The organism is Bradyrhizobium sp. USDA 3315, from assembly GCF_054056795.1.
This window is the reverse complement of the sequence record NZ_JBSRYP010000001.1, coordinates 5,872,953-5,892,999: the sequence shown is the minus strand read 5'-3', so window position 1 is coordinate 5,892,999 and position 20,047 is coordinate 5,872,953. Positions and strand designations below refer to the sequence as shown.

21 protein-coding genes and 1 pseudogene are annotated in these 20,047 nt (G+C 65.7%); 5 read left to right on the top strand and 17 right to left on the bottom strand.

What is annotated here, in order from left to right; translation table 11 throughout:
- Positions 1 to 117: 117 nt before the first annotated feature.
- The 6 genes from ACVIYL_RS27420 to ACVIYL_RS27395 all read right to left on the bottom strand — a co-directional run bounded on the left by ACVIYL_RS27420 (position 118) and on the right by ACVIYL_RS27395 (position 5,997).
- Positions 118 to 1,356: a tlde1 domain-containing protein gene (locus ACVIYL_RS27420; protein ID WP_310881170.1), complete on the bottom strand. Its 1,239-nt coding sequence runs from the start codon at positions 1,354 to 1,356 to the stop codon at positions 118 to 120.
- Positions 1,357 to 1,686: 330 nt separating this feature from the next.
- Positions 1,687 to 2,382, bottom strand: a complete 696-nt coding sequence (locus tag ACVIYL_RS27415; protein ID WP_253607983.1) for a DUF899 family protein — start codon at positions 2,380 to 2,382, stop codon at positions 1,687 to 1,689.
- A gap of 77 nt (positions 2,383 to 2,459) precedes the next feature.
- Positions 2,460 to 3,962, bottom strand: a complete 1,503-nt coding sequence (locus tag ACVIYL_RS27410) for a glycosyltransferase family 39 protein (RefSeq protein WP_456780288.1) — start codon at positions 3,960 to 3,962, stop codon at positions 2,460 to 2,462.
- 7 nt (positions 3,963 to 3,969) lie between these two features.
- On the bottom strand, positions 3,970 to 5,103 hold the full coding sequence (locus ACVIYL_RS27405) for a glycosyltransferase (RefSeq protein ID WP_076828534.1): 1,134 nt from the start codon (positions 5,101 to 5,103) through the stop codon (positions 3,970 to 3,972).
- A 248-nt stretch (positions 5,104 to 5,351) separates the two neighbouring features.
- Positions 5,352 to 5,558, bottom strand: a complete 207-nt coding sequence (locus ACVIYL_RS27400; RefSeq protein WP_456780287.1) for a hypothetical protein — start codon at positions 5,556 to 5,558, stop codon at positions 5,352 to 5,354.
- A 67-nt stretch (positions 5,559 to 5,625) separates the two neighbouring features.
- Positions 5,626 to 5,997 (bottom strand): hypothetical protein, encoded by a 372-nt coding sequence (locus tag ACVIYL_RS27395; protein ID WP_028339943.1) that lies wholly within the window; start codon positions 5,995 to 5,997, stop codon positions 5,626 to 5,628.
- A 139-nt stretch (positions 5,998 to 6,136) separates the two neighbouring features.
- Here ACVIYL_RS27395 and ACVIYL_RS27390 point away from each other — a divergent pair, with 139 nt between their 5' ends.
- On the top strand, positions 6,137 to 6,985 hold the full coding sequence (locus ACVIYL_RS27390; protein ID WP_057018468.1) for a DUF72 domain-containing protein: 849 nt from the start codon (positions 6,137 to 6,139) through the stop codon (positions 6,983 to 6,985).
- A 10-nt stretch (positions 6,986 to 6,995) separates the two neighbouring features.
- Positions 6,996 to 7,457, top strand: coding sequence for a DUF488 domain-containing protein (locus tag ACVIYL_RS27385; protein ID WP_456780286.1), 462 nt, complete (start codon positions 6,996 to 6,998; stop codon positions 7,455 to 7,457).
- Here ACVIYL_RS27385 and ACVIYL_RS27380 read toward each other — a convergent pair.
- The 6 genes from ACVIYL_RS27380 to ACVIYL_RS27355 all read right to left on the bottom strand — a co-directional run bounded on the left by ACVIYL_RS27380 (position 7,454) and on the right by ACVIYL_RS27355 (position 13,444).
- The gene (locus tag ACVIYL_RS27380; protein ID WP_253607978.1) at positions 7,454 to 8,371 is read right to left on the bottom strand and encodes a PhzF family phenazine biosynthesis protein; all 918 of its coding nucleotides are present in this window, start codon (positions 8,369 to 8,371) and stop codon (positions 7,454 to 7,456) included. The two genes, ACVIYL_RS27385 and ACVIYL_RS27380, sit on opposite strands and share 4 nt — an antisense overlap.
- A 163-nt stretch (positions 8,372 to 8,534) precedes the next feature.
- Complete coding sequence (locus tag ACVIYL_RS27375; protein WP_456780285.1) at positions 8,535 to 9,848, bottom strand: adenylate/guanylate cyclase domain-containing protein; 1,314 nt, start codon at positions 9,846 to 9,848, stop codon at positions 8,535 to 8,537.
- Positions 9,849 to 9,960: 112 nt separating this feature from the next.
- Complete coding sequence (locus tag ACVIYL_RS27370; RefSeq protein WP_456780284.1) at positions 9,961 to 11,124, bottom strand: ABC transporter permease; 1,164 nt, start codon at positions 11,122 to 11,124, stop codon at positions 9,961 to 9,963.
- Positions 11,125 to 11,142: 18 nt separating this feature from the next.
- Complete coding sequence (locus ACVIYL_RS27365; RefSeq protein WP_057018437.1) at positions 11,143 to 12,102, bottom strand: ABC transporter ATP-binding protein; 960 nt, start codon at positions 12,100 to 12,102, stop codon at positions 11,143 to 11,145.
- The gene (locus ACVIYL_RS27360) at positions 12,099 to 12,884 is read right to left on the bottom strand and encodes an HlyD family secretion protein (protein WP_253607975.1); all 786 of its coding nucleotides are present in this window, start codon (positions 12,882 to 12,884) and stop codon (positions 12,099 to 12,101) included. The genes ACVIYL_RS27365 and ACVIYL_RS27360 overlap by 4 nt, the downstream gene beginning before the upstream one ends.
- Positions 12,881 to 13,444 carry a TetR/AcrR family transcriptional regulator gene (locus tag ACVIYL_RS27355; RefSeq protein ID WP_253609975.1) on the bottom strand — a complete coding sequence of 188 codons (564 nt, stop codon included), beginning with the start codon at positions 13,442 to 13,444 and terminating at the stop codon, positions 12,881 to 12,883. Before ACVIYL_RS27355 ends, ACVIYL_RS27360 begins: the two co-directional genes overlap by 4 nt.
- On the opposite strand from ACVIYL_RS27355, the gene ACVIYL_RS27350 reads away from it, so the two are divergent.
- Both ACVIYL_RS27350 and ACVIYL_RS27345 read left to right on the top strand, forming a co-directional pair.
- Positions 13,416 to 13,622: a hypothetical protein gene (locus ACVIYL_RS27350; protein ID WP_253610085.1), complete on the top strand. Its 207-nt coding sequence runs from the start codon at positions 13,416 to 13,418 to the stop codon at positions 13,620 to 13,622. The two genes, ACVIYL_RS27355 and ACVIYL_RS27350, sit on opposite strands and share 29 nt — an antisense overlap.
- An 84-nt stretch (positions 13,623 to 13,706) precedes the next feature.
- Positions 13,707 to 14,756, top strand: a complete 1,050-nt coding sequence (locus ACVIYL_RS27345) for a bestrophin-like domain (protein ID WP_456780283.1) — start codon at positions 13,707 to 13,709, stop codon at positions 14,754 to 14,756.
- Between the two features lie 29 nt (positions 14,757 to 14,785).
- Here the strand turns inward: ACVIYL_RS27345 and ACVIYL_RS27340 are convergent, their stop codons facing one another.
- Positions 14,786 to 15,196: a DUF2000 family protein gene (locus ACVIYL_RS27340; protein ID WP_438072525.1), complete on the bottom strand. Its 411-nt coding sequence runs from the start codon at positions 15,194 to 15,196 to the stop codon at positions 14,786 to 14,788.
- Positions 15,197 to 15,507: 311 nt separating this feature from the next.
- On the opposite strand from ACVIYL_RS27340, the gene ACVIYL_RS27335 reads away from it, so the two are divergent.
- The gene (locus ACVIYL_RS27335) at positions 15,508 to 16,725 is read left to right on the top strand and encodes an NAD(P)/FAD-dependent oxidoreductase (protein ID WP_456780282.1); all 1,218 of its coding nucleotides are present in this window, start codon (positions 15,508 to 15,510) and stop codon (positions 16,723 to 16,725) included.
- Between the two features lie 60 nt (positions 16,726 to 16,785).
- On the opposite strand, the gene ACVIYL_RS27330 is transcribed toward ACVIYL_RS27335, so the two are convergent.
- The 4 genes and pseudogenes from ACVIYL_RS27330 to ACVIYL_RS27315 form a co-directional block, all read right to left on the bottom strand.
- Entirely contained in the window at positions 16,786 to 17,136 is a 351-nt protein-coding gene (locus ACVIYL_RS27330) for a DUF4189 domain-containing protein (RefSeq protein WP_420888210.1), read from the bottom strand.
- A 278-nt stretch (positions 17,137 to 17,414) separates the two neighbouring features.
- On the bottom strand, positions 17,415 to 19,019 hold the full coding sequence (locus ACVIYL_RS27325) for an NTP transferase domain-containing protein (protein ID WP_456780281.1): 1,605 nt from the start codon (positions 19,017 to 19,019) through the stop codon (positions 17,415 to 17,417).
- Positions 19,020 to 19,026: 7 nt separating this feature from the next.
- Positions 19,027 to 19,719, bottom strand: a pseudogene (locus ACVIYL_RS27320) (XdhC family protein); the annotation flags it as partial.
- A gap of 2 nt (positions 19,720 to 19,721) precedes the next feature.
- A complete protein-coding gene (locus ACVIYL_RS27315; RefSeq protein WP_018272401.1) occupies positions 19,722 to 20,045 on the bottom strand; it encodes an XdhC family protein in 324 nt (107 codons plus the stop codon).
- Positions 20,046 to 20,047: the final 2 nt, after the last annotated feature.

Below are 20,047 nucleotides of genomic sequence, written 5' to 3'. Positions count from 1 at the left end.
GTTGCACCAGATCCGTTGCCGAGCTTGGACTCGCTCTGGATCAGTGCAGTATAGCGACTATGGCATCCAGTTCCAGACGTCGATCAGGCCGCGGCGGTGGGCCGCTGCCCGCTCTGACTACTGAATCCGCGCGAGCACCGCGAGACGGCGGATGCCCTTGTTACGGTAGGCGTCGAGGAACGCGTAATAGTCCTTGAACGAGACGCAACCGTTGGAGTCGCCGTTCGGACCGAGCATGAAGGTGTGCGCGAGCAAGCCGTCGCGGTTGAAGATCTTGCCCTCGCCGCCGATCGGATTGAGCCGCAGTGCCGGCACGCCGTGGAACAGCGCCTCGCGCGGCTTGAGCTCGTAAATGTGCGGCGGCGTCACGCCGACCATCTTCAGATGCGAGGACCTGGGGTCGTCGAGCCTGGAGCCGAGGCCCGAATGCGCCTCGAGGCGCGTGCCGTCGGGCAGGTACACGGTCTTGGCTGAGATGTCGTAGACCGCGGTCTGACGGTCATAGGGCGGCGAGCCGCCGAGCATCGGGTTCTGGTCCAACGTCGAGGGGATGCTGCCGGTCACGTTCGCATCGGCTGAAGCGAAGGAGAGCAGTCCGCCGCTCGACTCCCGCTTGCCCCACAGTTTTTCGACCATGGTCTGCCGCTCGTTCGATGCGATCGACATCACCGCGGCCTTGGCGCGCGCGGCCATGTCGCGAACGCCGCCGGACTTCGCAGCCTGCTTGGCCTCGGCAGGCTTCGCCTCGGACGCCTTCTCGGCCCCCTTGGGCTGAACGTCCGCGGTGGGATCGTTGAGCGCCACCTTCAGATTGGCGGCGGCCTGCTTCTTGGCGGTCTCGACCGACTTCGGCGCCGGCAACGGCTTCGATGTCTCGGCAAGCTCCGCGGAGGCGACCGCCCTCGCCGCTTCGGCGACCTTGGGAGCAGCGGCCTGCTTGATCGGGTCGATCTGCGATGCGGCGTCAGCCACGACGCTGGACGCGACGCCCTCGGGCGAGGCGGCCGCAAACCGATCGTTAAACATAAGCGACGATGCCGGGACTTCCGACTTCGCGACCTCGGTCTTCGCGGGCGCCGCCGGTGCGGGCGTCAAGGACGCGAACACCTCGTTGAAGGCCGGCGTCGGCCGCGCAGCGACCGCGACGGGCCGCTTCACCACCGGCGCATCGAACGACGCATTGCCCACGGAGGGATAGACGCTCGCCGCAAAAATGTTGGCGTAGACGGTCCAGGCGCAGCCAAGCACCAGCCCCGCCACCGCGGCGCTGCCGAGGAAATGCTGTGGGAGAATTTTTCGGGAGGATTTCTTGCGGCTTGGCGCCCCAAGAACATACGCACTCGCACTCGTACCCATACGCCCGGCGCTCAAAACAGGTCCACCTTTGTCCCTCACTCGACGCGGGGTCGAACGGGTGTTCGGCTCAACGTCGCGCGGGGGCACAGACGGCCATTAAGGCGACTTTTAGTTAAATGCGACTTAACCGGATGCGATCCCCTGCAGCGCGGGAAGTGCCTGTGGCGTAGGGCTTTTTTAAGATGACATTGGACCGCCAAAGCGGCTTTTCTGTCCCATCATGGGACATTCCGGTATGCCGCTCCAGCGCGGCATACCGGAATATATTCAGGGGAGAATTTCCTTGCCGATCGCCCCGTAATCGCGCGGGGATCGAGCAAAAACCATCTCTCAGTAGCTGAGCTTCGGATACCAGTCCTTGCCGCGTCCTTCAGGCGTCGTGTCGAGCAAGGTCCACAGCGGATCCATGTCCGGTGCGCCGCGCGGGTCCTGGCCGGGGTCCATCGTGCCCGCACCCATTTCGCCTGCCCAGAAATGACGGATCGTGCCGTTGTGGCGCGTGAAGACATTGTAGCCCGGCAGGTCGCTGTCATCCTTGCTGACATAGTCGCGCGTGTAATCACCCGACGCATCCGAGTAGATCCTGTGACGCGTCCAGCCGCGCGCCTTCTTCGCCTCGATCAGCCGTGCGATCGGCGAGCGCGCCACGAACACGAACGACACGCGCTGCTCGATATCGGGCAGCTTCTCCTCCCACGTGCTCATGAACGACGTGCACATCGGACACGGCTTCTCGCGCTGCGGGCCGTACATGTAGCTGTAGATGATGAGGGTCGGCTTGCTGCCGAACAGATCGGCGAGCGATGCCGCACCGGCCTCTCCGATGAACTCATAGGACTTGGTCACCTCGCCGCCCGGCGGCAATGCGCGGCGTAGCGCGGCGACGCGCTCGATATGCCGGCGCAGCTCGATCTCTTCGACGAGCAATTCCTGGCGGGCGCTTCGATACTCGGCGCTCTCATTGGGAAAGCGCCTGACATTGGTCGTGGCGAGTTCGGCAGCAGGCTTGAGGACGGAACTGGTCATGTTGGAACCTCGCGTGGTTGACGGGCTGTCTGGAAGACGACCCGGACCCGGACGATCCGACACTCAACGGCGAGGATTTATTGCAGTTCCGGCGGCGGGGAACGGTCGAGGATCTCGCCCTTTGCGCCTTCCAGCAGGTCGAGCGCGTAGGTCTCGATGGTCAACGGCCCCCGCATGCGTTTGGCCTCGGCCACCGTTTCGACACGGGCGAAATTGTCGCGCAGCGAGGCCGGCATCGCCTGCTCGACCTCATGCACATAGAGCAGCTTGCCAGCCAGTTGCGCCGGGCTCGGCTCTTGCATGTTGACCCAGCGAATGCGCTGGCCCTGCTGGGCGACGCAGGTGCCCTTGGGGAGATAGAAGGCGAGCCAGCCGGTGGTGCCGTAGTCCGCCGCCAGCACGCAGCTCGCGCCGGTCCGGACGCGGGTCGCCTCGATCTCGTCCGTAAGCTCCTGCCAGCCGACACCGACGCTGCGCACGGTGGCGTCGCGGCGGTAGCCCGAGAGCAAACCGGTGTTGGCCTGCACGATCAGCAGCGCGAACAGCACGACGCCGACGGGTGCGGCCCAGCGGCGGCAGAAATCGACCGTGCGCTGCTCGCGCGACGCCCACTGCACCTGGACTGCCGCGACCGCGGCCGCTACGGCAAAGGCGGGATAGACCGGCGCGAACCAGTTGGCCTCGACCCGCGCATGCAATGCGTGCCAGGTGAAGTAGACCACGATGGTCCAGAACATCGTGTTGACCAGCACGCGCGCCTCCAGCGCGCCGGCGCGGCGCCGATAGAGCGCGTAGAGGCCCATCACGCCGAGGATGAAGACCAATGGCGTTGCGAACGCAAACTGGGTCGGGATCAACTCGGCGATGTAGGTCGGGCGGAAATCCTCGATCCGCGCGCGGCCCATCTGCTTGATGAAGGACACCCAGTGATGGTCGGCATTCCAGCGGATGACCGGGCTGAACAGGCCGAGCGCGACCAGGCCGCCGAGATAGAGCCAGGGCGACAGAAACCAGCGCCGCAGCTTCGGCACCATCGCAAGCCAGATCAGGATCGCCGGACCAAAGAACAGCGCCGAGTATTTCGACAGCAGCGCCGCGCCGGCGCTGGCGCCGACCGCAAGCCACCATTCGCCGCGACCGCTCTCCAGCACCTTTGCCAGCGCGTACAGCAGGAGGCTGGCAGCGACCAGCAGCGGCGCATCCGGCGTCACGATCAGCGTGCCGACGGCGGCCATCAGCGTGACATTGAGCAGGATCGTTGCGCTCGCGGCGACGCGCCGGCCGCCGAACAGGATGCCGGCCGCCCGGTAGATCGCCCAGCTCATCGGCAGTGCGAGCAGGATCGACACCAGCCGCACGCCGAACGGCGTATCGCCCGCGATCATGGTGCCGAGCCGGATCACCACCGCCACCATCGGCGGATGGTCGTAATAGCCGCCGGCGAGCGACTTCGACCACATCCAGTAATAGGCTTCGTCGAAAGTCAGCGGCGTCCATGCCGCGGCGGCCAGCCGCAACACGACCAGCGCGCACACCGCAAGCGCGGTGTTTCGGGCCAGCCGCGCCTCGCTCGCGTTCATGCCGCCGTCATCGCTTGCGCCAGACGAACAGCCCGGACATCGCGTAGTTCCAAACCACGCCCATCAGCGCGCCGGCTGCGCCCGCCAGCCACCAGATCGGCTCCTGGTCGTAGACCGAGAACGCGACGCCGACATTGGCGAGCAGGCCGACGCTGCAGACCAGATAGAACAGCAGCAGGCCGCGCAGGATGCCAAAGCCCTTCAGCCGCTGATCGCGATAGGTCAGGAAATTGTTGAGGATGAAATTGCTGGTCATGGCGACGATCGCACCGGTGGCCTGGGCCTCCGGGAATGGCGCCTTGAACAGTTCGAGCGCGATGAACAGCACGGTGAGGTGCACCACCAGGCCGAGCCCGCCGACCGCCGCGAACAGAATGAAGCGCAGCGAGATCAGATCATTGGTCAGCTTCGCCAGCACCAGGCCGAGGAAGTCGAGCGCGACCATCGAGTCGAGCTTGCTCTCGCCATGCTGGCGGGCACCGAAGGTGTAGGGAATCTCGACCGCGCGCAGCTTGCCCTCCGCAGTCGCCACGACGTCGAGCAGAATCTTGAAGCCCTGCGTCGACAGCTGCGGCGCGAGCTGCTCGAAACGGTCGCGGCGGATCATGAAGAAGCCGCTCATGGGGTCGGCGATCTCGACCTTCAGCGCGCGGCGCGCGATCTCGGTGGCGAACGCGCTGGCACCGGCGCGCTGCTTGTTGAAGCCGTCGGCCTTGTAGCCCTCGATATAGCGGCTGCCGACCACCAGCTCGGCCTCGCCGCTCTGCAGCAGCGCCACCATCTTCGGCAGCTGGGTCTCGTCATGCTGCAGGTCGGCGTCCATCACCGCGGCATAGGGCGCGCTCGAGGCCAGGATGCCCTCGATGCAGGCGCCGGACAGGCCGCGCCGGCCGATCCGGCGGATGCAGCGCACGCGGGAATCCTTCCGCGCCAGCGCGCGCACCACGTCCCAGGTTCCGTCGGGCGAATTGTCGTCGACGAAGATGACTTCCCAGGACACGTCCTTCAGGATCGCGTCGAGCCGGCGGTACAGCACCGTGACATTGTCGCGTTCGTTGAAGGTCGGGACGACCACCGAAAGCAGCGGCAAGCTTGCTGCCTGCGATGAGGTTTCGGGGCTCGGCTTGATGGCTTGGTTCATGAGCGCCAGCGTATAGCCGCAGCCTCTCCCGCTGCCAAGGCAGGCCGACCCAAACGCACGCTCGGAAAGCGGGAAAACGGGGCAAAACACCCCTGAAAATGCCAACGACCACGAACAAGGGGCGCGCGTACATCCGGCGCAGCCAATCAATGTCGTGGTCGTCCGGCGCCGGAGCCCTGAAGCTGCAACGTCGCCGTTGCAAGCAAGATAGGAAGGCCCCAGGCGGTCCGCAAGGGGCGCAGGAGGCGCTAGTTGTTCGGGACTTCCCGGATCACCGGGCCGCGTGGCGCCGGGGCTGCCGGCGCGGCCTCGGCAGCTGGAGCCGCCTGCGGCTGTGCGGCGGACCGGCTCGGGTTACGGAGCTGGCTCGGCGACGGCCCGTAGATGAACGCCGCCGCCAGCGCGACGGCCGCGACCAGTGCGCCCAAGAAACCTGCCGTCGATTGTGATCTCATGCCGATGATCCCCTCGCCTGCGCGGATTGATATCAAAAATCGGCCGGCCGCAACAGGATTTGGGAACCTATTTGGCCGCGGCCCTGCGCCGGGTGAAGGCGGTCACGATGTCCTTCTGCGCGAGCTCGATCGCACGGTTGGCGGTCGTCAGATTCGCGTCGGCGTCCTGCTTCGGAAATTGCAGCGACAGGAAGTCGATCAGCGACACACGGAAGTTCTGCCGCTCCGACGGACAGACATTGGCGATCAGCGAGGTGAACTCCTGGTCGGACATCGCCTTGTTGCTGTCGCGGGGATATTCGCGGGCGAGACAATTCCAGTAGGCGTCGCGGCCGGTGATCGCGAGCTTGTGCGCATCGTCGACCTCATCGGCCATTGCAGCGGAGGATATGGCGGCGGAGGACATGATCAAGAGGGCGGCCGCAACCAGCATGCGCATTGTTGTTCTCCATTTTGGCGCATCGTAGCGAAGAGCGACAGCGACGATAAGCGCCGCCGTGCCGATCTGGCAAACTGGCCAATCACGATTATTTTGATTAGTCTTGCTTCCTGTTCCCTCCCTCACGATGAGTGCAGTCGTGGCCAAAGCTCCCACCAAGGCGACCAAGACAGACACCAAGGCAACCAAGACCGACGCAGGCAACATCTATATCGGCATCGGCGGCTGGACCTTCGAGCCGTGGCGCGGGGTGTTCTATCCGGAGAAGCTCGCGCAAGCGAAGGAGCTGTCCTACGCCGCCTCCAAGCTGACCTCGATCGAGATCAACGGCACCTATTACGGCTCGCAGAAGCCGGAGAGCTTTCGCAAATGGGCCAGCGAAGTGCCCGACGGCTTCATCTTCTCGCTGAAGGGACCACGCTTCGCCACCAACCGCCGCGTGCTCGCCGAGGCCGGCGATTCGGTGAAGAGGTTCTATGATTCGGGCGTGCTGGAGCTGAAGGACCGGCTCGGGCCGGTGCTCTGGCAGTTCGCGCCGACCAAGAAGTTCGACGGCGCCGATTTCGGCAAGTTCCTCGAGCTGCTGCCGCGCAAGCTCGACGGCCGCGCGCTGCGCCACGTCGTCGAGGTCCGCCATGACAGTTTTTGCGTGCCCGAATTCGTCGCCCTGATTCGCGAACACGAGGTGCCGGTGGTGTTCGCCGAGCACGGCAAATATCCGGCGATCGCCGACGTCGCGAGCGACTTCGTCTATGCCCGGCTGCAGAAGGGCGATGACGAATTGAAGACCTGCTATCCGCCGAAGCAGCTCGACGCCTGGGCCAAGCGGTTTCAGGACTGGGCCGGCGGCAGCGAGCCCGACGACCTGCCGAAGGTCGACAAGGCCGCGCCCAAGAAGGCGCCCCGCGACGTGTTCGCCTATGTGATCCACGAGGGCAAGGTCCGCGCGCCGGCCGGCGCGATGGAGCTGATCGAACGGGTGAAGTGAGCGAGAACCGATGGCGAAGGCCAGGAAGCTGTTCACCATCGGCTACGAGCAGACGCCGTCGAAGGCGGTGCTCGACGAGCTCGAGCAGGCCGGCGTCAAGCTGCTGGTCGACGTCCGCGCCATCGCCTCCTCGCGCCGGCCCGGCTTCTCCAAGACCCAGCTCGCCGCCGGTCTCGACGAGCGCGGCATCGGCTACGTCCATCTGCGCGGTCTCGGCACCCCGAAAAGCGGACGGGAAGCGGCACGCAGCGGGCAATATGCGCTGCTGCACAAGATCTATTCGGCGCACCTGAAGACGGCGCAGGCCAAGGAAGAGCTCGACGAGCTGTCGGCGCTGGTCAAGCAGTCCGGCCCGGTCTGCATCCTCTGCTACGAGCGCGACCACCAGCACTGCCACCGTCGATGGATCGCCGAGATCATCGAAGAGCGCGACGGCGTCGGGATCGAGAACCTGGCGGCACCGCAGCTCTAGCCTGCCTCGCCCGGCACGTTCAGCGTTCCCTCCATCATCGTCACGCAGCCGCCGCCGACATGCACCGAAGTGATCGCGCCGCCTTGCTTGCGCACGCGCGTCAGCAACAGGCTCGGCCGGCCCATGTCGACGCCCTGCCCGATCCGCAGCCGCAATTCGCCATCGCGCGCGGGATCGATATCGGCGAGCAGCGCCGCGCAAGCCGCGGTCGCGCTGCCGGTGGCGGGATCCTCGGACAGGCCGCTGGCGCCCGGATGGAACATGCGCGCCTGCAGGTCGAGCGGCTGCTCGCTCGCCGGCACGTCGCTTGTGTAGAAATAGACGACGTCGCGGCCGATCTCGGCCAGCGTCCTGGCGAACGCCGCAGCATCGGGCCTGGCGCGCCTCAGCGCCTCGCGCGAGGCGATCTCGACCACCAGGAACGGCAGCCCGACCGAGACGACCTGCGGGGCATGCCGATCGGTCTTCACATCAGCCGCCGTCAGCGACAGGCACGCGGCGGCCGCGGCCGCGCTCACCTCGTTGGTCCGCTGCAACGCCTGCGGCGCGGTCAGCTCGGCCCCGATCACATTGCCGCCGTCGGACAGGATCTCGACCGGCACCAGCCCCGCCTTCTCCTCGAACCTCAAGCGCGCCGGCGCCTTCGCGGCCCGGCTTGCCAGCACGAAGGCGGTGCCGACATTGGGATGGCCGGCGAACGGAATTTCCGAGCGCACCGTGAAGATGCGAACCTGGGCGTCGTTGGCCTTGTCCTGCGGCGGCAGCACGAAGGTCGTCTCGGAATAGTTGAACTCGGTCGCGATCGCCTGCATCGCTTCGGTCGACAGCCCTTCGGCGTCGAGCACCACGCCGAGCGGGTTGCCGCCGAAGGCGCGGTCGGTGAAAACGTCGACGGTGATATAGCGCCGCTGCATCTTGCTTGTCCTCGTGCTCCGGTCATTCCGATGACGTCATCGTAGCACGGCGCGCGCGATGCCCTTCAGAGCACTCGGTGCAATCGCGGGTAGTCACATGCAGGCAGCTCGCGCGGCTTGAGGAGCCGTGCGTGATTGCCTCGGATCATGTGAGCGTCGCCGCCTACCCCAACTGCCAGACGTGCACCGGGTGCTCGTAGCCCCGCACCGGGATCTCGCCGCGCGACACCGCGTCCTTGCAGTCATCGCCGAGCGCCTCGCGCACCGCGGAGGAAATTAAAAACTGCGAGCCGAGCTCCTTGTTCAGCGCCTCGAGCCGCGCGGCAAAATTCACGGTGTCGCCGATCACGGTGTACTCCTTGCGCCGGGGCGAGCCGATATTGCCGGCGACGACCTCGCCGATGTGGATGCCGATGCCGATGCGCAGCGGCCAGCTCGTCGCCGCGTTGGTGCGCTCGTTCGCGGCGAGCATTTCACGCGCGGCGGCGACCGCCTGATGCGCGGCGTCGCCGGTCTCGAACGGGGCACCGAACAGCGCGAGAAAGCCGTCGCCCAAAAACTTGTTCACGATGCCGCCATGGCGATCGAGGATATCGACCAGCACGGCAAAGGCGCCATCGAGCCTGTCGACCACCTCTTGCGGCGAGCGGGTGCGCGCACCGGCCGTGAAGCTACGGAAATCCACGAACATCACCGCAACACGGCGGATGTCGCTGCCGGTGCCGGCACCCTCCGTCATCAGACGTTCGACCACCTGCGGCGAGACGTGCTGGCCAAACAGATTGGTGATGCGATCGCGCGCGGTGGCGGCCGCGATGCTAGCCGCGAACTGCCGGCGCAGCTGCATGCCGACCGCGCCGGCCAACATGCCGCAGATCAGGATGATCGAGCTCCGCGCGGCGTGATAGTAGATGCTGGTCTCGGCCGCGCCGCCGCCCGAGGGATGGAAGAACACCGCCATGTAGAACAGCTCGACCGCCGCGACGAAGCCGGTGAAGGTCGAGAGCCAGAAGTCGAGCCGTAGCGTCGACAGGATGATGAAGACGAAATAGATCAGCGGCGCCACGAAGCCGAGCGCCTCTTGCGGCCCCATGCTATTCATGTGCAGCGCCAGCACGACGGTCGGCAGCGACGTCTCGACCAGCACGCCGATGTAGCGCCGGACCACCGGCAGGTCGCGCCCCTTGCGCATGTGCCAGCTGATTGCCCCGTGCACCCAGAGCTCGAACAGGATCAGCGGAATGGTGACGTAGAAGACGTAGACGGGGCTGAGGTTGCCGTGCCAGACGCGGCTGACCGCGTCGGGCGCAAAGAAATACACCAGCAGACTGATCGCCGCGAGAGCAGCGGCGGTAGCGATCAGCACCTTGATGCGGAGCAGCTCGGTGGTCATCACCTCGCGCATCAGGGCGTGATGGAAATCGGCGGATACGGTTGTGTCTGCCGCTGCGCCGCTTTTGTCCGAAGATTCCGCCATGCCTCCCACCCCGTCATCCCGGGGCGCGAAGCGAACCCGGAATCTCGAGATTCCGGGTTCGATGCTTCGCATCGCCCCGGAATGACGATCATTGATGGCATCCATCATAGCCTCAATCGAGCGTGCGGCGGAAGCGCGTCACCGCGATCGTCATGGCGAACAGCATCAGGGCGACCAATGCGACGGTGTCGTATTGCAGGTTCTGCATCGCCGCCCCCTTCAGCATGATTGCCCGGACGATGCGCACGAAGTGGGTCAGCGGCAGCCCCTCGCCGATATATTGCGCCCAGACCGGCATGCCCGCGAACGGAAACATGAAGCCGGACAGCAGGATGCTCGGCAGGAAGAACATCATCGAAAGCTGCATCGCCTGCAGCTGGTTCTGGACGATGGTCGAGAAGGTGTAGCCGATCGACAGATTGGTGGTGATGAACAGCGTGGTGAGCAGCGCCAACAGCGTGAGGCTGCCGAGGACCGGCACGCCGAACAGCAAAATGCCGATGGCGATGATCAGCGTGGCCTGGATGAAGCCGACCAGCACATAGGGGATGATCTTGCCGAACATCACCTCGACCGGCTTGATCGGCATCGACAGCAGGCTCTCCATGGTGCCGCGCTCGATCTCGCGCGTCACCGAGAGCGCGGTGAAGATCAGCATGGTCATGGTCAGGATGGTTCCGACCAGGCCGGGCACGATATTGAGACGCGAGTCCGCCGCCGGGTTGTAACGGGCGTGAGCGCGGATCTCGAACGGCATGTCCGGGGGATCGCCGACGTGCAGATCATGCGCCAGCGCCGATTGCACCAGCGGCCCGAGCGCGCCGAGCGCCGAGCCCGACGCCACCGGGTCGGTGGCATCCGCCGCGACCAGCAGCGCCGGCCTGTCGCCGCGCCGCACCGCGCGCTCGAAGCCGCGCGGGATCTCGACGCCGAACAGCACCTTGCCGGATTGCAGCAGCTCGTCGAACTCCTCGACGGTGTGGACCTCGCGGACAAAATGGAAATAGGCGGTGTTCTCCATCGCCTTCAGGATCGAACGGCCGAGATCGCTGTCCTCCTGGGTCAGCACCGCGGTCGGCAGATTGCGCGGCGTGGTGTTGATGGCGTAGCCGAACAACGTCAGCTGCATCACCGGCAGCATGATGATCATGGCGAACGAGACGCGGTCGCGGCGAAGCTGGATGAACTCCTTGACCAGCATCGCGTAGCTGCGCCGCCAGAAGCCGAATGCCGGCTCCCTCGCCTCGCTGTTCTGGATCGTTTCCGTTGCGCTCATCGCAATTATCCCTGGAAATTATCCTTGAAAGTTATCCTTGGAGCGCCCCATCAGATCGATGAAGACGTCTTCGAGCGACGGCTCGCTGGCCTGCCAATGCCATTTCGAATTGTCCCGATAGGGCGCAATCGCGGCCTCGAGCGCCGCCTTGTCGCGGCCGGAGACGTGCAGGCTGGTGCCGAACGGCGCCACCATGTCGACGCCGGGCTTGTCCGTGAGTTCGGCCATCAGGCCGTTGAAATCCTCACCCGTCACCGTCCAGGTCGACAGCGCGGAGGCGGCGATCACCTCGTCCACCGTGCCATGGGCCAACAGATGGCCGTAGGCGATGTAGGCGATCTCGTGACAGCGCTCGGCCTCGTCCATGTAATGGGTCGAGACCAGCACGGTGAGGCCTTCGGCGGCGAGCGCGTGGATCTCGTTCCAGAAATCGCGCCGCGCCTTGGGATCGACGCCGGCGGTCGGCTCGTCGAGCAGCAGCAATTGCGGATTGGGCAGCGTGCAGGCGCCGAGCGCCAGCCGCTGCTTCCAGCCGCCGGAAAGGTTGGCGGCGAGCTGCTCCTCGCGGCCCTTCAGCCCGATCCGCGCGATCATGTCGGCCGCAGCCCCGCGCGCGTCCGGCATGCCGTAGAGCCGCGCCACGAATTCGAGATTCTCGCGCACCGACAGATCCTGGTAGAGGCTGAAGCGCTGCGTCATGTAGCCGACCTTGCGCTTGATCTTGTCGGCATCGCGCCGGATGTCGTAGCCGAGGCAGGTGCCCTCGCCGCTGTCGGGCGTCAGCAGGCCGCACAGGATGCGGATGGTCGTGGTCTTGCCGCTGCCGTTGGGACCGAGGAAGCCGTAGATCGAGCCGCGCTTGACCTGCATCGACAGGTCATGGACGACCTCGCGTCCGCCAAACGACTTGGTCAGGCCCTTCACATCGATCGCGATGGAGGGTGCGTTGGACCGCGCGCTGGTGGAGCCGCCGTTCATCTGCGCTCCGCCACCGGCGTCTTGGGATTGAGGTAGATGCTGATCGGCTGACCGACGCGCAGCACATCGGGCCGGCTCGGCCGCGCCTGGATCAGATAGACCAGCTTGTTGCGTTCATCGAGGCTGTAGATGACCGGCGGCGTGTATTCCGCCGTGGTGGCGATGAAGTAGATCTTTGCCGTGAGGTCGGCGGCGCAATTGTCGCAGGTCACCCTCACCTCGTCGCCGAGCGCGAGCTTCGGCAGCTCGGCCTCCGGCACGAAGAAGCGCAGCTTCATGTTGCCGGGCGGCATGATCGACAGCACCGGGCGCTGCGCCTGCACCATCTCGCCCTCGCGGAAATAGATCTGCTGGATCGAGCCCGCGATCGGCGCAAAGCCCTTGCGGCGGTCGAGCCGGGTCTGCGAGGTGTTGACCCGCGCCTCCGCGACGCGCAGCGCCGAGACCGCGGAATCCAGATTGGCCTGGGTGCCGGCGCCGGTGCCGCGCAGCGAGGCCGCGCGGTCATAGCTCTGCCGCGCGTTGGCAAGGGTCGCGTTGTTCTGGTTGAGATCGGCGCGCTGCAAATCGTCGTCGACCGAATAGAGCAGATCGCCGGGCTTGACCTCGTCGCCCTCGCGCACATTGAGCTTGATGACGCGGCCGGATTCATCGGGGCTGACGAAGATCATATCGGCCTCGACCCAGCCCTGGAAGCCGGGATCACGCTTCTCCTGGCAACCGGCCAGCGCCGCCGCCAGCACGACTGCGGTCACGAGCTTCATCATGCGCGAGACGGTCATGACTTGCTCCGTTCGCCGAAGATCAGATCGAGATGAACCTTGAACATCGCGAGAGCATCGAGCGGCGCGTGCCGGGCAAACAGGCTCTGCCAGATCACCGCGACGATCGCGGGCGCCACGACGAGTTGGGGAAACTGCGCGAGCTGGCGCTGCCTGATCTCGCCGCGCGTGATCGCAAGCTGGATCAGCGCCTGCATCGCGGCCATCCCCTTCGACACCACCTCGCGGAAATAGAAGTCGGCGATCGTCGGGAAGCGCGGCCCTTCGGAGACGATCAGGCGGACGATGTCGCCGCGCCGGGTCGACACGATCTCGCGGATGAAGGTCTCGGCAAACCTCTCCACCGCATCGCGCACCGGACCGGTGATGGTGGGCGGCGCGGCCATGCGATTGACCAAGGGCACGACTGCGGTGCGGATCAACTCCTCGAACATCGACTCCTTGTCCTTGAAGTACAGATAGAGCGTGCCCTTGGCGACGCCCGCCCGCTTAGCGACATCGTCGAGCCGCGTCGCGGCGAAGCCGCGCGCAATGAACTCGTCCATCGCCGCCTCGACGATCGCAGCGCGCCGCTCCGCCGATTTCTCGGCGCGGTTCGCGGCGGGCTTCGGCTCAGGCAGCTTTGCCGAGGCCACCTTCGGGATCTTCGCCGCGGCAGCCCGGATCGCGGTGGTCCGGCGCCTGGCAGGCCGGGAGCGGCTCGTTTCTTCGATGCGCTTTGTCATGGCCATAATATGACTGACCAGTCAGTCATCGTCAATGCGTTCAGAGAAAACGCCTGCCGGCCGGAAGCGTTCCTGTCGGCCTTTCCGGGTCCTCAGGATGCGCATAGATTCGCGATCTCGCGGCGCAAATGCCCGAATTTGCTGCTTATTTCCGCCCTTCTGGGAACAGTGGGCGCAGGGAAAGCCGGGTGGCGATCGCACCCGCGGGCCCTGTGCAACAAAAAGGCACAGGGGTGGCACCACAGGTGTAACCGGAGCAATCCGGCTTTCCCTGCGCGATCGGCTACGGCTCACCTCGTGCTCTCCCCGGCGGGATTGGGGGGATTTTGATACAAGTGATCGGCTGGGGGAAACACCTATGAGCGATTGGTTACACAACCTTTCTGTGCCGTGGATGGCCTTCATCGTCTTCGGCTTCACCTATCTTGTTGCCGTTCTCATTTTCGCAGGCGTTGCGATCCTGTCGACCAAGGAGCGCGCAACGTCTTTCAAATCGATCTCTCCCGGCATGTTGCCGGTGCTCGGCATCCTTTTCGGCCTGTTTGTCGCGTTCACCGCGGCACAGGTCTGGAGTGACAGCGATCGCGCCACCGCGGCGGTGAGCCGCGAAGCCAGCTCGTTGCGGGCGGTCATCTTGCTCGCCGGCGGTCTGCCGCCGGAGCAGGAGGCGCGCCTGCGCGGCCTCGTTCGCGAATACGTCGAGGAAACGGTCGCCGTGGAATGGCCGATGATGGCGCGCCAGGCTGCATCGCTCAAGGCAGCGCCTCCCGCGCTGACCGCGGCGTTGCGCCTTGTCGTGTCAACGCCCGCGCAAAACCCGGGCCAGCAGACGACCCAGCACGAGATCATCACCAATCTGAATTCGGCACTCGATGCGCGACGACAACGGATCATCGTCAGCCAGACCGAAGTCGACTCGATCAAATGGTGGTGCCTCTACCTTCAGGCCATCTGCGAGCTATTGGTCATTGCCCTTGTTCACTGCGACAACCGGTTGGGATCCGCCATCGCGATGGGCCTGTTCGCGACCGGCGTGGCCACATCGGTTCTGCTGATTGCCGCGCATGATCGACCATTCACCGGCCAGATATCGATTGCGCCGACGCCGTTGCTGCAGATCATGCCGGACAAGGAGGCGAGCCGATAAGCGCCGGACCGCACTACGCGCGCTGTCCGCTACGTGTGAAACTTCAGCCCGTCGAGGATCTTGTCGACCACCTTGCGCTCGGCGCGAATGGCGAGGCCGACCAGGTTGAGCTCGCTGCGCACGACCGCCTTCACCACCTCGCGGTTGGCGGCGTCATGCGTGGTCTTGAACATGTCCTCGGTGTAGAGCGCCGGCTGCACGTTGCGCGCCAGCGCGCGCTCCAGCGCTCGCGATAGCGCAGGCCCGTCGGCGCCGTAGATCAGAATCGGCTGGCCTATCAGGGAGAGATATCTGGTCCCCGAGCCGTCCTGGTAATTCTCGCCGATACATTCGGGGAAGGAAGCCGCGATGCCGCCGGCAAGAAACGACGCCACGTTGAGCTTCTGCCAGACTTCCAGGTCGGTGCGGATCACGACCGCGATCTTGGTGTCGAACTGCATGGCGATAATTCTATCCGCAGGTTGACGACAAACGCCAGTTCTGACCGCGCATCCCTCATCTGCCCGCCAGGCGCTGACGTTAGTTTTCTTGAGCAACCCACGGGCGGACCCTGCCCGCCTGAAGGGCGACGTCGCGGCTGGCGAAGCTGATATCGCTGCGGCGAAGAAGCTCAACCCACACGTCGACCGCTAGCCGTGCGACGTCGCAAGGGCCCGATCCCTGCCGGGACGGAAAGCGATAGTCAGCTCCTGCGCCGCGTAGTAGGCTTCGGGCGTTCGATGACCATCAGCATATTTCAGGGCATTGCATCATGATCAGCAAGGCCGATGTTGTTGTTATTGGTTCGGGCGGATTGGGCGCGGCCACAGCCTATTACCTGAGCAAGCGTGGAGGTCTCAGCGTCGCCCTTGTCGACAAGCATGAGATCGGATCGCAAACCTCGCCCCGCGCGGCAGGCATGGTGAGTTGTGCGCGCAAGAGCGACTTGATGATTGGCCTCATCAAGGACGCATGCCGCAAGATCGAGGCGTTCACGGAAGAAACCGGCCAGCCGCTCGACTGGGTGCATTCGGGCAGCCTCAAGATTGCGCGCCGGCCGCAGGACGCCGAAGTGATCGAGGACGATTTCGAGCGCGGACGCCGCACCGGCCTCGACGTCGAGCTGATCTCTCCGCAAGAGGCGAGCAGTCTCAATCCGTTCTTGCAGCCGGCGGGCGTCGTTGCGGCGATGCGGATCGGCGACGACCGGTATTTCGACCCGGCGCAGGTTGCCGTCGGTTTCGCCACAGCCGCGGCGGCCAACGGTGCAATCTTGCTGCCGAAGACCGACGTGCGCGCCGTCAACATCGTCGGCGGCACCGTGATCGGCCTGACCACCGCGAACGGCGTCATTGAAAGTCCGGTTGTCGTCGATGCGGCCGGCGCGTGGACACGGCAGGTCGCGGAGGCGAGCGGGATCCGCGTGCCGCTGGTGCCGACCCGGCAGCAGTTGATCGTGACCGAGCCTTTGGATGGCGCGCGGGCCGACCTGCCGATGATCCGCATCATGGATGCCGCGGTGTATGCCCGTCCGTGTCAGGGCGGTTTCCTGTGGGGTGTCTACGAGGAAACGCCGCGCTTCTTCGATATGCAGTCGCTTGGGGCCGGCTTCGACGTCAAGGACATGCCGCTCGACATCGGCGTGCTTCATGCAGCCGCCGATGAGGTCAAGGACCAGCTCCCGTTCCTGCAAACCGCCAAGGTGCGGGAGTTTCGCGGCGGCATTCCGACGATGACTGCCGACGGCCATCATATTCTCGGCCCAGCCATTGGCGTGGCCGGCTTCTATTTTGCAAGCGGGTGCAACGTCGCCGGTCTGTCGATCTCGCCGACCGTCGGCGAGGCGCTTGCGGCCTGGATCGTGGACGGCAAGCCGCCCGTCGATCTATCGCCGATGTCGGTCATGCGGTTCAAAGACCAATCGTGGTCTGAAGATCAATTGGAGCGCGACGCCGCCTGGCAATACCGACACTTCTATGGCGCCGTCTGAGCGCGGCTCGGAGTGCAGGCCATCAGCGCTTTGCCCGCCAGGCGGATTGTGGCGGCCGCCCTACCCCTTGGCGTCGCAGGCCCAGGCGCGGATCACGCATTCCTTGCCGCCATAGTCGTAGCACTTCTTGGTCGCGGCATTGAGCGAGCTCGAGATCTTCGGCGCCACGGCATAGCCATGGGCGCCGCAGGGATTCTTCATGTCGATCGAGAGCGCGGCGCAGGCCCGCTTCATGGTCACCGTGGTGCAATCGCCCTTGCACTGCTTCAACGCGGCGGCACGCGCCGCGCCTTCCGCCGGATAGTCGTAGGCCTGGCCATAGGCCCCGCACTTGCCGACCGCGAACGCACCGGCCGCGCGCGCCTTGGGCACGAAGGTTTCCACGGAGAAACGCGTGGCGCCGAGCAGCAATGTCAGGACGAGAATCGTCAACGCGCGACGCTGCGCGACGGCGGTCGAAATGATCAAGCGGAAATCCCCCAAAGCCCGGCGCGGACTGTACGCAGGGGTCGTTTCCAGATGGTGAATGACGGGTTGAGAGCGAGTTCTATCCACTCGTCGTCCCGGCGAAGGCCGGGACCCATAGCCACCGATGGTGATGATTGCGCGAGGCTCTGGCCGCTGTCCCACCAACAACAACGATTGGTGGTAATGGGTCCCGGCCTTCGCCGGGACGGCGCGGAGAATGTTCAGCCCTGTCTTGCGGCTTCCAGCGCCTGCGGGGTGTCGATGTCGAGGAAGGCGCTGTCGCCGTCGACCGGGACCTCGGCGACCACCTCGGCATGCTTGGTGATCAAGTGACGGGCGCCGATGTCGCCGTCGAGCGTCATCAGCTCCTTGAAGAAGCGCCTTGACCACAGCACCGGATTGCCGCGGCGGCCCTCGCTGACGGGGACCGCGATCAGATGGCCGCGGTCCGGCGCGAAGGTCTCGATCAGGCGATCGATCAGCTTCGCATCGATCAGTGGCATGTCGCCGAGGCAGACGATCGCGCCGTCGGCGCTGTCGGACACCGCCGCAATTCCCGCCTTCACCGAGCTGGCGAGGCCGCCGGCGAAATCCGGGTTGCGGACGAATTTGACCTTGAGGCCATCGAGCGCCTGCTCGACCAGCTCGGCCTGATGCCCGGTGACGACGATGACCTCGGAAGCCTTCGAGGCCAGCGCTTGCTCGGCGACGATGCGCGCGAGCTTCTTGCCGTCGAGCTCGGCGAGCAGCTTGTTCGGGCCGCCCATCCGGGTCGAGCGGCCGGCGGCAAGCACGATCGCGGCGACGTTGCGGTTGCCTTCGGTGTCCGGCACGGTGCGCGGCTGCGGCCGCGTCACGATCTCCATCAACAGGCCGCCGACGCCCATGCCGGTGAGATCCGATCGCGTCACCTTGATGCCGGCGAGCAGCCGCATCAAGACCCAGTCAAAGCCGTTCTCGATCGGCGAGCGCGCGCAGCCCGGCGCGCCCAGCACCGGCACGCCGCCGGCGCTGCCGATCAGCAGCAGATTGCCGGGATCGACGGGCATGCCGAAATGCTCGACCGCGCCGCCGATCTCAGTGATTGCAGCAGGAATGACATCGCGGCGATCGGCGATCGCGGACGCGCCGAACACGATGACGAGCTCGGCGCCGAGCACGAGCAATTCCTTGATCGAGGCCGCCAGCACCGTCTCGTCATGCGGCACGCGGCGCTCGGCGATGATGGTGGCGCCGGCCGGCGCGAGCCGTTCGGCGGTGACGCGCAGCGTCTTGTCGATCACCTTCGGTGCAAGGCCCGGCAGCAGCGTCGAGACCACGCCGACCTTCTGGATCACATAGGGCGCGATCCGCAGCGTATCCTTGCCGGCGACCGCGACGGCGGCATCGCGTAAGCGCCCCTCGACGCCGAACGGGATCAGCTTGACGGTCGCGATCATCTCGCCTTCGACCACCGGCTTGAACGCGGCGAGCGTTGCGAAGGTGATGGCCTCGTCGACGTCGTTGATACGGTCGACCGCGGCGCGATCGATCACCAGCACACCGGGACGGGCCGCGAACAGATTGGCGCGGCCGGTGAAGGCGCGCTCGACATTGACGCCGTCGCCCGCCACCGCCTGCGCGACGCTGGCGGCCGCGGCGTCCTCGGAGACGTCGCCCTCGTCGAGCCGCACCACGACGATCTCGTCGACGCCGGCCTTGGTCAGCGCCTCGACCTCGGCGAGGCCGATCGTGGTGCCCTTCTTGAGCACCAGCGCGCCCCGGCGGAGGGTATGCACGGTGACGCCGCCAATCGCGTCGGCCGGACTGGCGGGACCGAATTTCATGCCGCTTCTTCTTTTTTTCTTTGGGGGGCAAGCGCAGCTGCGCGGTGATCTCGGCCATGATCGCGACCGCGATCTCCGACGGCGACACCGCGCCGATATCGAGGCCGATCGGCGCGTGGATGCGCGCGATGTCGCTGTCCCTGGCGCCCTGCGCACGCAGCCGCTCGGCGCGCTTGGCGTGGGTCTTTCGCGATCCGAGCGCGCCGATATAGAAGCAGTTGCGGTCGAAGGCGTGCAGCAGCGCCGGATCGTCGATCTTCGGATCATGCGTCACCGCGACGAAGGCGGTGTAGTGATCGACGTTGAGCGGCGGCAGCGCGACGTCGGGCCATTCGGCGACCAGCGGCACGTCGGGGAAGCGCTCCGGGCTCGCAAACGCGGTGCGCGGATCGACCACCGTGACGTCATAGTCGAGCGAGCGCGCCAGCGGCGCCAGCGCCTGGCTGATATGGACCGCGCCGATGATCACGAGCTTTGCGGTCGGCGCGTAGACGTTGAGGAACAGCTTCTTGGTCCCGACCTCGACATTGCCGCTCTTGCCCATCCGCAGTTGCTTTGAGAGCTCGGCGCGCAGCGGATCGGCGGCGATGTCCGCGGCCTTGACCAGGCGCTGATCGCCATTGGCGGTGTCGGTGACAATGATGACCGGGCGGCGCGCGGCGCGCTCGGCGTTCAGCTCTTTCAGGATCTCGAGTTTCACGGCTAACCAACCTTCTCAACGAAGACGCGGATGGTGCCGCCGCACGACAGGCCGACATTCCAGGCGGTCTCGTCGGCGACGCCGAATTCGAGCATTTTGGGCTGGCCGCTCGCGATCACGTCGAGCGCTTCCGTTACGACCGCGCCCTCGACGCAGCCGCCGGAGACCGAGCCGAGGAAGGTGCCGTCGTCATTGATGACGAGGCTCGAGCCGGCTGGACGCGGCGCCGAGCCCCAGGTCTCGACCACGGTGGCAAGCGCCACGCCATGGCCCTCTTTCTGCCAGGTCTCGGCGGCCTGAAGAATGTCTTCGTCGCGGTTGAGCATGA